The organism is Desulfogranum marinum, assembly GCF_016918565.1.
Classification (GTDB): Bacteria; Desulfobacterota; Desulfobulbia; order Desulfobulbales; family Desulfobulbaceae; genus Desulfogranum; species Desulfogranum marinum.
In genome coordinates this window covers 1-13,451 of sequence record NZ_JAFFQD010000004.1, presented here as the reverse complement: position 1 = coordinate 13,451, position 13,451 = coordinate 1, and the positions used below count along the sequence as shown (strand labels likewise).

Genomic DNA, 13,451 nt, shown 5'->3' with positions numbered 1-13,451 from the left:
TCACCCCTCCATACCTGTATTTTTTCAGATGCCAAAGGTAAAACAAGCATGGATAACTTTATCCGGTTTACCCTGAAACAGAAAGTCGTTGTCAACCTGCTGTTTGTTCTGCTTATTGTCGTTGGTGCACTTACACTGCTCAAAGTACCGGTCGACCGTTATCCCAACATCCATTTTGGTAAAATGTATATCAACACCTTCTTTCCCGGTGGTTCTCCGGAAGAAGTAGAGACGCTCATTACCAAAGAAATAGAAACAGCCCTGCAAGATCTTGAAGATATCGAATATATCCGATCGGGAAGCTATCGGGAGCGCTCAAACATTGTTATTAAATTTACTGATGACAGTGATTATCTCAAACGCTTTGATGACGTACGTATCAAAGTCCTGGCAACCGCAAAAAAACTCCCCGAACTGGCAGACCCTCCGGTATTTAACTTCCTTGATGTAGGCGATTGGTTTCCTACCGTCAGTGTCAACATATCCGGACTGCACACAAACGCGACCCTCAAGCTGGTTGCAGAAGAAATTAAAATTCCTCTTTCCCTTATTCCAGGCGTCAGCAAAGTCAAGCTGCAGGGAGCATACACAAGAGAGTTTCATATTCTCCTTGATGCCGACAAGCTCAATCGATACGGAATTACCTTTGCAGAAGTTACCAGTGCCCTGGGCCTGGCTAATGTCTCTATTCCCGCTGGTCACGTACTCACAGGCGGTGGGGAATTTACCATCCGGGTTGACGAACAGTTTAAAACCAGTAGCCATGTTATTGACACAATTGTTCGAACTGATGCAGACGGCTCTTTCATACGTATCGGCGATATTATAGAGGATGCATTTCTCACCTCCCGGGAGCCCTATATACTGGCGTCAACCAATGGGGAAGAATGCGTGACGCTGCAGGTCCTAAAAAGTGATAACGGCAATGCGCTGCAGATTGCCAAGCAAGTAAAAAAGATGATAAAGCAGCTCCAGCCGTTGTATGCAACAGAGGAGGTTACCCTTACCGTTACCCAGGACTCAAGCACCCGAATAAAAGATTCCATGCGCGTATTGGGAGTGAACCTGTTGGTTGGTACGGTTTTGGTCTGTGCTATGATCTGGATATTTATGGGATTTCGTAATGCTGCGCTAACAACCATAGGTATCCCTTTCGCGTTCCTTGTTACCCTGATTTTCATGGCCATTACAGGAAACTCAGTAAACGAGGTTTCTCTTTTTGCCTTTGTACTGGTTTCTGGAATTATCGTTGATGATGCAATAGTGGTTGTTGAAAATATTTATCGTCATATTCAGATGGGCCGGTCTGTAAATGATGCCATCATCAAAGGAACCTCTGAGGTCTTTTTACCTGTGGTCTCTGCAACGCTGACAACGGTTGCCGCTTTTTTACCTATGCTGTTAATGACCGGCATGGTCGGCGATTTTTTTGCGATCATCCCCAAGACCATTGTTTTTGCATTGCTCGCGTCCCTGCTCGAATGCCTGATTATTCTTCCCTGCCATTACCTTGAATTCGGCCATCGAACCCCAACTGAGAAAACGGCCAACCAAGACCATATCGAATCACCATGGAAAAGTTCTGAGGGACCGATAATGCGCGCAACCCGCTCCCTGCTCAACAGACTCATTCTCCTGGCGCTTCGCTTTCGTTTCACCTCACAATGCCTGCTGCTTCTCTTTTTTGTGGCTGCAGTGACTATTTTCGCGCTCTCTTTTCAAGGTAAATCGAATCTTGTTCGTATCCAGTTCTTCCCTGACAACTATTCCCTCTACTACGTCGAACTTTTTGGACCTTCCGGAACCCCGATTTTTGAAACCAACAAACTCCTCAAAAAAATCGCCAAAATACTCCACGATGAAGGCCGCGGCATGACAGAGTCTGCTCTAGGGTTTGCCGGCTACTATATCGATGACGATTTCACCCCACAGTACGGAAGTACGCTGGGCCATGTTGCAGTGACCTTGCCGTCATCAGGGCAAAGAAAATTTGCGGATTTCCCGGAAAATGACGTTATTGCTCACCTGCAATACATCAGAGACATGCTCCGTCCCCACATACCAGAACATTTCACCATGGTCGTCCGTCCTGAAAAAGACGGCCCACCAACCGGCAAAGACATCAGCATCCGCATCCTCGGCACCAATGACCAGAATGTTTCGCTGCTTGCGCAGCGTATTAACTCCTACCTGAAGAGCGAGAAGAGCGTCGCTCCCTGGCTCATGGATTTGAAAAATGACCAGGGGAAAAGTAATAAAATTTTCCGAATACAGGTACGCCGTGAAAAAGCTGCGGAGCTGGGCCTGGACCACACTAAAATTGCCCGTCTTGCTGCGACCATTGTCAACGGGCAAATTGTCGGCACCATGAAACTACCTGAAGAACAGGTTGATGTGCTCGTCAAAGTTGCTCAACCGAAAACAGTTGAACTGGCTAACATCTTGGACATACCCGTTATTGACCACCCCAGCGGTTCTATCAGGTTGCGCGATCTCTGTTCATTTGAATACACCCAGGAACCGGGGATTCTTAATCGGTTCCAGCAACAACGAGCCATAACCCTGACTGCTAATATTCAACCGGCTGCGCCCTACTCTCCGGCTATGGTGGTCAATCAAACCCAAGAATATTACAATACCATTCGTCACCAATACCCCGGTGCTACACTCATTTTTGCTGGAGAGCACGAATCGACTCAAAAATCTTTTCTCTCCCTGTCTGTTGCTTTTGTTGTCGCCACCCTGCTTATTTATCTGATTCTAGCAGCCCAATTCAGATCATATCTGCAGCCGTTGATTATTATTTCTGCCGTTATCTTTGCCCTCACAGGGGTAATTTTTGGTACTTTTTTATCCCGCACCCTCTTTACCATTAACAGCTTTGTGGCTATCATAGGCGTGACCGGTGTGGTGGTGAACGACTCTCTTGTCTTGGTGGCCTTCCTTAATTCCTGTTATGCAAAAAGTCGCAAAAGGCGCCAGGCGCTTTTATTGGCTACCAATACTCGCCTTCGCCCGATTCTCCTCACAACATTAACCACCACGTTGGGACTCTTGCCAATGGCCTTGGGTATACCGGAATATTCAAATGTATGGGGAAGCATGGCCATGACATTTGTTACAGGGCTCTGTACAGCAACAGTCCTGACGATTATAATCATACCCGTGCAATGGGATATAGTGGCCGGCTTACAGGATCACTCATATTTCGGAAAACTCCCCACAAATGCGCACAAACAAAGTCAACCGTAAACGTAACCATTACGGGTTGGTAACTATTTGATTTATTTTATCAAAACTTGTAAAATCTCCCAGGAGCTTCATATTTTGACAGGCGCGTTTTTTCGCAGGTAAACGAAGACTCCGGTAGCCGCCCAATACGGGAGGATCGTGACCGTCAAAAGAGGTACGCGACCAACGGGAGACTCCCAGGGGTGCCAGTGAGCAGTTACCCGTAAACAATTCAACTGAGGCACAATTATGCAGGAAAAGAAAATTAAACTCTACAGCTTGACAACATGCAGCTATTGTGCTGCTATAAAAAAAATGCTTGAGTCTCTTGAGGTCGCTCATGAATTTGTGGATGCGGATCTGCTTGATGGCGAGGCTCAACAAAATCTGCTCGATGAATTGCGATCGATCAACCCACAATGTTCTTTTCCCACCATCTTGATCGGAGAAAAAGTTATAACCGGGTACAAAATCCAGGAGATCAAAGAAACCATCGGTATACGTACCGAGGTAGACCTTCTTTACGAACAATTACAAAAGATCAATGAACCCAAAGGATATTATTTTAATCAGGATAAAGAGCGAACCTTTGACCTCCTTAGAGGCCTTTTAACCAACAAAGATCGGTATGGGTATATGTCTTGTCCCTGCAGGTTGGCATCAGGCAACAGGGAAACTGACCGGGATATCATCTGTCCATGTGCATACCGTAAGCCGGATGTTAAGGAGTTCGGCGCCTGTTATTGTGCACTCTATGTCTCTGAAGAATGGAACAGCAAAAAAATACCACAGCAACCTGTACCTGAGCGTCGAAGTACCGGGAATTAAAGTTGTCGGGCCAAGAACAATTCGCGTTGACTAAGGTCTTTCTTAGCAATACCAATCAGACAAAAAGCAACTACAAGCGGTTCCTCCTGCTGACCGCATTGCGCGTACGTTGTTGTGGGACTATCTCATCTCGACAAGATACTTCCAGTAACGCCTGGGCATAAACTGCCGCTGGAGATCTAGGTTATTTCTGTCCCTATTTGCAATGGCTGTATGGAAAACTTTCCAAAGCTGCTGATAATGTCGTTCTTCTACGCTCAATCTTGATTCCGGAATTTCCCCATGTTGTCGTACATGATTGGTGAAGTCATCGTCAATATCAATTGATTGCAATACATTACCATCCCAATACATGGCGTGATTACGGCGGATGTCATGAAGAATCCACCGTCTATTTTTCAGCCGCTGTTTAAAATGGAGAGCACAGTGGCCAATTACCATGCAATCAGGTGCAAACGGAGCATATTGCAGGCCGTCTTCAAGTATTCGAAAACGAATAAGGCCTGTAAATCTATGGGCTTCAACATTAACTTTATGGGACAGATTATCAAGGTACCTGATTGAATCATGGGTGTAGAGCCGTGTAGCTTTAGCCCCATGTACCAGACACTCCCGAACCATTTGGTAAAGGTGGAACCCAACCTTACGGTCATCGCTCAAAAAACCGTTCACCGCAAAACGGGCTGCGGCTCCTTTAAGATTTTTTAAATATTCAAAAAGTCGAAGGGCTTGCTGGCTGTCAGTCTGTATTTGAACGAGTGAGTCAAAAATCTGTGGCGAATAGCATTGCTCAGCATAGATTCCGTGAATTTTTTGTTGTGATTTTACTGCTGCCGAAACAGCGTGCAACAGCCCTTCAAAGGAGCCATCGTGCAGGTAAACGACCGGATTCATTTCAAAAGAGCCGTAGCTGGCGACTGTTGTACTGCAACTTCTTTGAGCTGGGTGGCTCAGCCTTGCACATTGCACTAACGATATGTTGATGGGATAAACCAGCATCTCCAAGGTACTTGCCATTTAAAGTAATAAAGAATCTGGCCCTTTTAAAAACCATGCCAATCTTCTTCAGGTCTTGTTCGCGAATGGCAGCGACCCTGCGAGTCTTGATAATACGTCTCGCTGACGTAATTCCGATACCTGGAACGCGAAGCAACTCTTCATAACTTGCACGGTTAATATCAATGGGAAAGAGGTCAAAATTGCGCAGAGCCCAAGCCGCTTTTGGATCTAGTCGCTCATCAAGATTGGGAAAGGCTGGGGAGAGAATCTCGTGCGCTTGAAATTTATAGAACCTGAGTAGCCAGTCAGCCTGATAAAGGCGATGTTCCCGCACAAGAGGAGGCGCTGTTGATACAGCAGGAAGCAAAGGGCCGTCATTTACAGCAATGTAGGCTGAATAGTAGACTCGCTTTAAACTCATTTTATTGTAGAGATTTTCGGTCAAATTAAGGATCTGCAAATCACTCTCTGCTGATGCTCCGACTATCATCTGGGTAGTTTGTCCTGCCGGACAGAAATGTGGAGCATTTCTCGTCTTTTTCCGTTCAAGCTTAAAACCGTTAAAATTCTCGCCGATCTGCTTCATCGGGGCAAGTATACCCTGTTTCGACTTTTGAGGAGCAAGCCGTTTGAGTGATGCCTCTGAGGGTAATTCTATGTTGACGCTCATCCTATCAGCTAGAAAACCCGCCTGTTGCACCAAATCGTTGGCAGCTCCTGGGATAACTTTAAGATGAATATAGCCGTTAAATCGATACTTTTGACGTAAAAGTCGGCAGACCTCAACCATATCCGCCATGGTTTTATCCGGAGACGCATAAACTGCCGAGCTTAAAAAAAGCCCTTCAATATAGTTGCGCAAATAAAAATTGATGGTGAGATCAGCAATTTCTTCTGGGGTAAATGTGGCGCGGGCCAGATTGTTGGATCGACGGTTAATGCAATAACCACAATCGTATACACATGCATTGGACATCAAAATTTTGAGCAACGATATACACCTGCCATCTGCAGACCAGCTATGGCAGATACCGCTCATGGCCGCATTACCGGTTCCATCAGGCGCAGATGTTCTGCTGCTCCCGCTTGAGGAGCATGATGCATCATACTTTGCGGCATCTGCCAAAATTTGTATTTTATCTGCTATCTTCATGCACCATTTTTTCAGTGTGTAACACTGGCAGTGTTGGTGTGGATATTCAAATCTTGCTCACAGTGCAGTCTATTTTGCCATACATGGTATATCATGGAGTGACAAACCCTCATTTTTTCCACCGGCATCTCTTTTTTATTACAATATACGCCCGAACCGCCACATTCGAATATAAAATGGTTGTGAATAATTTTCACATCTGAAGGAAGGGCCCCGTAGTTTGCTCATTCTCTTGTTTTTATCCATTGCCCACAACAATGGCGACAAATCTCGAAGTAAACATTTTCGATATCCCATTTTTTTCCTTTTACGTTAATCAGTATTCGTTAATGGAATTCTTGTTTCTTCCTCTTTCGTGGTTTACTGTATGATATCGAGAGTTTTCATACCAAAGGAGAAAATGATGATGACAAATGAGCAAGAAAAAATACGGATTGGGATCAGTTCCTGCCTTCTGGGCAACGAAGTTCGTTATAATGGTGGTCATCAACGGGACCGATACATAACGGACACCCTGTCCAACTATTTTGACTTTGTCCCTATTTGTCCGGAAGTAGAATGCGGATTGCCGGTCCCCCGTGAATCTATGCGCCTTGTCGGTAATCCGGAAGCCCCTCGTCTGCTGACCAGTAAAACCGGAGTTGACCATACAGAAAGAATGCTGAAATGGGCTGCAAAACGTGTTCAAGAGCTGGAAAAAGAGGGCCTCTGCGGATTTATCTTTAAGAGTAAATCGCCCTCTTCAGGGATGGAGCGGGTTAAGGTATATGGGAAAAACAACAGCCCTCAAAATGTAGGCGTTGGGATGTTTGCCAGAGCCTTTATGGACCATTTTCCTCTACTGCCAGTTGAGGAAGAAGGTCGCCTCCATGACATGATCCTCCGTGAAAATTTCATAGAATCAGTTTTTGTCTACCGACGATGGCGCGATACCCTTGCCGACCCCACCCCTGGTAATTTCGTCAACTTTCACACGCACCATAAAATGCTTCTCCGCGCACACAGTGAAAAGCATTATCGAGAACTCGGGCATGTGGTCGCTCAGGCAGGTAGCCTTGATTCTGATTCCCTGCTTGCCGCTTACCAAACCTCCCTTATGGCGGCAATGAAGCTCAAGCCAACGGTCAAAAAGCATGTGAACGTCCTCTTGCACATAATGGGACACTTTAAAAAACTGCTTTCTAAAGATGAAAAACAGGAGCTTCTTGAGGTCATTGACAATTTCAAGGAACACCATGTGCCCCTCATTGTACCGATAACCCTGATGAACCACTACGTAAGGAAATACGATGAACAGTATTTACAACAGCAATACTACCTAAAACCTCATCCTATTGAGCTGAGACTCCGTAACCATGCCTGAGACTACGCCCACAAAAAAAATATTTATATCTGGTGCCACCGGGTATATCGGTAGAAGACTCACCAGGCTGCTGCTCGCTTCTGCACATTATGATATACGCATTTTGGTACGGAATCGCGCCAAAGTCCAACAATCCATTGCCGATCAGGTCGACGTCTGGGAGGGAAGCACCTTTGAAAAAGACCTGCTGGTAAAAAGTCTGGAGGGAGTTGACACTGCATTTTACCTGATCCACTCCATGGGCTCAGACAAGGATTATCAGCAGCTTGACCGTTTAAGTGCTGAAAATTTCCGCGACGCATGTATAGAAGCAGGAGTAAGGAGGGTCGTCTACTTGGGCGGCCTGGGGGTTAAACAAAATGCCAGCAAACACCTGCTCAGTCGTATCGAAACCGGAGAAATCCTCAGCGCACGTCCGGAGTGTATCCAAACCATCTGGCTGCGGGCAGGTGTTATCATTGGCTCAGGCAGTGCCAGTTTTGAAATTATCCGCAATTTAACGCAGAAACTGCCGTTGATGATAACCCCGCTGTGGGTAAGAACCCAAACCCAACCCATTGGTGTAGACGATGTCCTAGCCTATCTGGAATCGTCTATCTCGCTGACACATCCTGATGACCTTGTGGTTGATATTGGTTCAGAACAGCTCAGTTTTCAACAAATGATGCAGCAGGCTGCAGCAACAATGGGACTAAAGAGAAAACTTATCCCTGTTCCGGTGCTCTCTCCTCGGTTATCTTCCTACTGGTTAATTCTTTTTACACCCATCCCATACAAACTGGCTGCAGCCCTGGTTGAAGGGCTAAAAAGTGAGACCATCCTCCAAAATGACAATGCAGCACGATATTACAGCGATATACACCCTCTTCCTTTTCGCGAAACGGTTCGTCGCGCAATGGATGAACTTGAGCAGAATTATGTTATCAGTCGCTGGTGCGACAGCAGTGGCCAAAAAGCATGTGATATTAAAGATTTTGATGACCCAACCGGGGCTATTTTACGCGACATACGTGTTGTTGGCTATCAACATGGGGAAAAGCAGGTATCGGTTTTTCAAGCAGCATGCTCTATCGGCGGACCAAATGGATGGTTCCGATATGATATCCTCTGGCGCCTTCGCGGTTTGATGGACAAACTTATCGGTGGCTACGGACTGAATAGAGGGCGTCGCCAGGATAAAGAATTACGGGTTGGCGATGCGCTTGATTTCTGGAAGGTTGCAGATATTAAACCAGGAAAACGGCTCCTGTTGTACGCGCAGATGAAATTACCAGGTCAGGCATGGCTAGAATTTGACGTTCAACCTGAGCAGCTCGTGCAAACAGCCCACTTTATCCCTCGGGGGCTTCTTGGCAGACTCTACTGGTATGCTATTCTGCCGATTCATTATTTTGTGTTTACAGATCTTGCAAAAACCATTGTAAAAGCAGCCCGAGAAGAGGATGATAAAATAATGTATAAGTGATCCGAGTGGCGAAATTCAAAATTTTCTACTTCCGTATCATAATGCACTCTCCCGGCTAGCCAGAGGAATTTGTTTATCGTCAACAGCATGTTGTAGGATGCGAGCTGTGCTACGTTACAAAACAAGCGTTTTTTCTCTTTTGCCCGGAGAAACACACAGAGCGCAAGCGAAGGATACGCCACTGGCCGTATTTTTCAAAACGCTGGTCATCAATGCTTGTTGTTACAATATTCTCGGCCGCATGGCGGACACCAACTGACTGCCAAATAATGTCAATGAATTTGAACAGGAGCTGTGTCAAAAAAGCACAATTAATAGTTTCTGCTACCATTAAACCCCCTTTTCCACCTTATTGATTTCCAGCCATTGATGTTTATTTTGTAAAGCAAGAAAGGAGATATACTAAGCCTTAAACCTTACATCAACGGAGGACATCATGTCCGGATACGAATCACTCGCTTGGATCAAAGATAAAAACGGAAAAGAATATGTCTGCTCAGTAGATGGACTTAACGGAAACCTTAATGATCGAGAAGAGCTCACCAAGCAAGAACAAGAGCATTGTATGGATGTCAATCAGATTATTGGCACTGAACGCTGGTAAACACTTCTGCTACCAATCAGACGCCAACAGGTCCACCATTTAAAACCTATACAAAAGGTGAATATAATGTCCGAAACCAACGAAAACTATCAAAACATGAAAAGTGATGGCGGTGGATACGAATCAATGATCTGGGTAAGAGACAAAGACGGGAAAGAGTATGCCTGTTATGTCAAAGATGTAAAAGGAATCAAAACCAAAGAAGAACTCACTGAAGAAGAAAAAGCAAAATGTATGGATGTGAGTCAGATAGTTGGTACAGAACGCTGGTAAATATTCCTCCGGCGTATAATTCATAAACAAAAAGCCTTTTCACAGAATTTGTAAAAAGGCTTTTTGCGGTTCAACAATAAGGTGACCGATTGAGTGGACTCAGGCTCTCTATCCAAGGTTATGAAAAGCTACAATACATAGTAAAAAACGGTAAAGTACTGCGTGGTGCTACCTGCTAAAACGCATAGATGCCAGATGCCATGGAAGTGTTTGACTCGATCTTCGTTGACATAAAAAAAGACCCCACAGGTATAGAACAGGCCTCCCAATAATAGCCAACAAAAGCCGCTAATGCCGATTGTATAAACTAATGGTTTGATGGCTAATAAAATTACCCACCCCATAACCAGGTAAATAATTATTGATCTGCTTCTATTTTTTGCATGATGGAATAATTCCAATATTATCCCAAGGATTGCAAGCCCCCACACAAGACCAAAAATGGTCCAACCTAATCCCCCCCGCAAAGTAATTAAGGCAAAAGGTGTATACGTGCCCGCAATAAGGAGGTAAATTGCAAGAAAATCTAATTTTTGAAAGATATATTTCGCCTTTCCTCGAAGGCTGTGATTGAGGGTTGAGAATACATAGAGCAAAACAAGGGTGATGCCATAAATAGTGACGCTGACAATTGGCAGCACCTCCCCCTGTCGACCAGTAGTAACAATCAACACCACAAGACCTATAATGGCCGCAATCGAACCTGCCAGATGGGAAATAGAATTAAATTTTTCGCCTTTATACATGCTGCTGCCTGTTGTTGAGTATCGTGATGCACTTGGACCCAAAAGGTGGATTATACGTTGCTTTCAGCGAAGATCTAAAAACTGTCAATCCATCCCGAACTGTGACTGTTCAGCAGTGCTCCAAATGTTCACAAGCTAAACCATTTAGCAGGTAAGCCCCGACTTCGATACATCTGTATGCCGGCTGGGCAGATCGTGGCGAGCTGGGGTGCTGCTGATCATTTACGATTATACCAGTTAAAAAGGGCGGTCACCACATGTCTCCTCCCGGTTGATTATTGAGCGACACAACCAGATTCAATACCCTATTATAATGAGATAAAGGGCTGAACAGTGTAACCAAGCCACCATTATACCGCGTCAAGTATCTCTATTTCAAAAAATGTGCAGAACCTGTCTAGATTATGATTATCTTTATAAGGCAAGGAGGAGATCAGAATGGCTGAACATCCTGTTGAGCAGATGCTGCGAACCATTGCTGCAGAGTGCCGGTTAACCAAACAATTCACCGGACAGTCAGAAATACGTCCTCGAGTTATCGAAGCCATGCGGCAGGTACCCAGAGAACAATTTGTTCCTCCCTCCATGCGGGCCGCAGCCTATGACAACACACCACTACCCATAGGGAAAGCGCAGACTATCTCACAACCATTCATAGTTGCTCTGATGACCGATTTGCTGCATCCGGAAAAGGACCATAAGATTTTAGAAATCGGCGCAGGATCAGGTTACCAGGCGGCAGTCCTTTCCCTACTGGTAAAACAACTATATACCATCGAAATCATTCCCTCGCTTGCTGCTGAAGCAGCGGAACGGTTAGCACGACTGGGATATGATAATGTTGCTGTTCACCAGGGTGACGGTTACCAGGGTTTCCCTGAACAGGCCCAGTTTGACTCCATCATTGTCACGGCCGCAGCCGACCGCATCCCGCCTCCGCTCAAAGAGCAGCTCAAACCGGGCGGAAGGTTGGTCATCCCGGTCGGGCATCCCTACATGCCTCAGCAACTACTACTCTTAATGAAAAACAATGAGGATGCATTCACGACCCATGAAATCCTTCCGGTGGCCTTTGTGCCGCTTACCGGTGCAGTGGAACGACTTTGAACAGGAAAACAGGCCTGCTTGTTAGCGTAACCTCAATCGCCCTTCAGGGAAGACCGCATGAGATTACTGGCCACGACTGAAGAATTCGACCTACCGCCCCTCTAATTGCAAAGTCCCCTCACTATTTTGTTATATAGGCTACCACCTCTTGCCACCATGGCAATCCGGCATGGACAGGCACTTCATTATGCGTCGTTTGTTTAAACACCCATAGTTTTTTGTCCGTGTTAATCGACTCATACAGTCTAATGCCATGCTGGACAGGGACTACTTCATCTTTTTCCGCCAACACGACAGCGATCCGACCTTCAAATTGACGCAAATTTTCAATATTGTTATATGCATCATGCACCAGCCAGCGGGCAGGAAAATACCAGTAATGGGTTTGTGCTAAGTCCGGTAGCGTGTCCCATGGCAAAAAAAGAACTACCCCCTGTATGGGGACTTGTATTTTGCTGACGGCACCGGCGACAACTCCACATCCAAGCGATTCACCCCATAAAAAAAGGGGCTGCCCGTATTGTCGGTACGCGAGTTCTATGGTCGTGATCGCATCCTTGACAAGCACATCTTCGCTGGGCTGCCCTACTCTCCCCCCATAACCTGGATATTCTGCCAGGAGTACCCGAATGCCGTATTGCGATAATGCGTTAACGTAAAAATTCCGATGGTAGGCAGTCCCGGCATTACCATGAAAAACAATAATGGTTCCCTTACCCTCTCCCGATCGAGACTGACCAACAAACCCACGATACTGATCAGGAGATGGCCAATAGCTCAGGCCGTCCCGGCCAAGCTCATTGCCGGAAGGCCGATAATCACTAGGGAGGTACAGCATCTTCCGCTGCAGGAGAAAAACAACCGCCAACACGGTTACATACCCAATCAGAGCATAGAGCAATATTCTCCACATCATAAACACCTCTCTATTAATCAGCGGATACGGGGATTTGATCCTTCCCAATTCTATTATAAGCCTGTTTACATACAAAAAAAGGGAGCTTACAATATAAGTTGTAAGCCCCCTTTTTTACTGCTCGGGATGGGAGTGTTTGATCCTTATTAACCTTTATTTATAGCTCACTATTACAAGCTGACCGGCAACTTGCAAGAAACCCGATCTTAATTTACCATTATATATTTTTTTTTCATCACTTCTATTAGTGATGCTAATTCATCGTCTTTTAACTTTTGGGTGAACAAAGAATGAATCGTATTGCTCAACGTCTTCACCTTTCGAGGCTTAGATTGGCCCCTACTAGATAATTTTTCAACAATAGCAATTTTCCTTTCATCATCGTTCGTTGCATTCGATATTTTTAAAATTGGGATTTCTGCCAAGTCTTTCTCTCTAAGAACACGGAACTTTCTTCCTCTCAGATGTTTAATGAGCGGATCGAACCCAATATCTTTTGATATGATATGAAAATCTAAAGCATTGGGCCCATTTCCTGCTAGTTGAATATATTAAACATTTTCCCCCATGCTTTGCATAGCCGTGGCAAACTCAAGAGGGATTTTCGTCTGATTTGAACCGACAAAGACAATTACTTAAGGGAATCTCGAATAAATGGTTTATTCCCCAGCGTCTTTAATTATGCGATAAATATGGAAATCAGGGTCAATTCAACATTTAAATTTTCGTGTTTTTGGGGTTGCAGCGAACAACTCAATCGCCCTGA

Annotated in this window: 12 protein-coding genes; 7 read left to right on the top strand and 5 right to left on the bottom strand. The window is 45.3% G+C overall.

What is annotated here, in order from left to right:
• Positions 1 to 48: 48 nt before the first annotated feature.
• Both JWH17_RS03965 and JWH17_RS24300 read left to right on the top strand, forming a co-directional pair.
• Positions 49 to 3,252 carry an efflux RND transporter permease subunit gene (locus JWH17_RS03965; RefSeq protein WP_205221274.1) on the top strand — a complete coding sequence of 1,068 codons (3,204 nt, stop codon included), beginning with the start codon at positions 49 to 51 and terminating at the stop codon, positions 3,250 to 3,252.
• Between the two features lie 228 nt (positions 3,253 to 3,480).
• Entirely contained in the window at positions 3,481 to 4,059 is a 579-nt protein-coding gene (locus JWH17_RS24300; protein WP_205221273.1) for a ferredoxin-thioredoxin reductase catalytic domain-containing protein, read from the top strand.
• A gap of 120 nt (positions 4,060 to 4,179) precedes the next feature.
• Here JWH17_RS24300 and JWH17_RS03955 read toward each other — a convergent pair whose 3' ends face one another.
• The gene (locus JWH17_RS03955) at positions 4,180 to 4,953 is read right to left on the bottom strand and encodes a TIGR03915 family putative DNA repair protein (RefSeq protein WP_205221272.1); all 774 of its coding nucleotides are present in this window, start codon (positions 4,951 to 4,953) and stop codon (positions 4,180 to 4,182) included.
• A 1-nt stretch (position 4,954) separates the two neighbouring features.
• A complete protein-coding gene (locus JWH17_RS03950) occupies positions 4,955 to 6,211 on the bottom strand; it encodes a putative DNA modification/repair radical SAM protein (protein ID WP_205221271.1) in 1,257 nt (418 codons plus the stop codon).
• A 400-nt stretch (positions 6,212 to 6,611) separates the two neighbouring features.
• Between JWH17_RS03950 and JWH17_RS03945 the strand changes: the two genes are divergently transcribed.
• Positions 6,612 to 7,574 carry a YbgA family protein gene (locus JWH17_RS03945; RefSeq protein WP_332468366.1) on the top strand — a complete coding sequence of 321 codons (963 nt, stop codon included), beginning with the start codon at positions 6,612 to 6,614 and terminating at the stop codon, positions 7,572 to 7,574.
• Positions 7,567 to 9,039, top strand: a complete 1,473-nt coding sequence (locus JWH17_RS03940) for an SDR family oxidoreductase (protein WP_205221270.1) — start codon at positions 7,567 to 7,569, stop codon at positions 9,037 to 9,039. Before JWH17_RS03945 ends, JWH17_RS03940 begins: the two co-directional genes overlap by 8 nt.
• A gap of 109 nt (positions 9,040 to 9,148) precedes the next feature.
• On the opposite strand, the gene JWH17_RS03935 is transcribed toward JWH17_RS03940, so the two are convergent.
• Positions 9,149 to 9,370, bottom strand: a complete 222-nt coding sequence (locus JWH17_RS03935) for a hypothetical protein (RefSeq protein WP_205221269.1) — start codon at positions 9,368 to 9,370, stop codon at positions 9,149 to 9,151.
• A gap of 105 nt (positions 9,371 to 9,475) precedes the next feature.
• Between JWH17_RS03935 and JWH17_RS03930 the strand changes: the two genes are divergently transcribed.
• Complete coding sequence (locus tag JWH17_RS03930) at positions 9,476 to 9,643, top strand: hypothetical protein (RefSeq protein WP_205221268.1); 168 nt, start codon at positions 9,476 to 9,478, stop codon at positions 9,641 to 9,643.
• A 66-nt stretch (positions 9,644 to 9,709) separates the two neighbouring features.
• Positions 9,710 to 9,916 (top strand): hypothetical protein, encoded by a 207-nt coding sequence (locus JWH17_RS03925; RefSeq protein WP_205221267.1) that lies wholly within the window; start codon positions 9,710 to 9,712, stop codon positions 9,914 to 9,916.
• A gap of 128 nt (positions 9,917 to 10,044) precedes the next feature.
• On the opposite strand, the gene trhA is transcribed toward JWH17_RS03925, so the two are convergent.
• Complete coding sequence (gene trhA / locus JWH17_RS03920; protein ID WP_205221266.1) at positions 10,045 to 10,662, bottom strand: PAQR family membrane homeostasis protein TrhA; 618 nt, start codon at positions 10,660 to 10,662, stop codon at positions 10,045 to 10,047.
• A gap of 438 nt (positions 10,663 to 11,100) precedes the next feature.
• On the opposite strand from trhA, the gene JWH17_RS03915 reads away from it, so the two are divergent.
• Positions 11,101 to 11,769, top strand: a complete 669-nt coding sequence (locus JWH17_RS03915) for a protein-L-isoaspartate(D-aspartate) O-methyltransferase (protein WP_205221265.1) — start codon at positions 11,101 to 11,103, stop codon at positions 11,767 to 11,769.
• A gap of 121 nt (positions 11,770 to 11,890) precedes the next feature.
• Here the strand turns inward: JWH17_RS03915 and JWH17_RS03910 are convergent, their stop codons facing one another.
• On the bottom strand, positions 11,891 to 12,685 hold the full coding sequence (locus JWH17_RS03910; protein ID WP_205221264.1) for an alpha/beta hydrolase: 795 nt from the start codon (positions 12,683 to 12,685) through the stop codon (positions 11,891 to 11,893).
• Positions 12,686 to 13,451 lie beyond the last annotated feature (766 nt).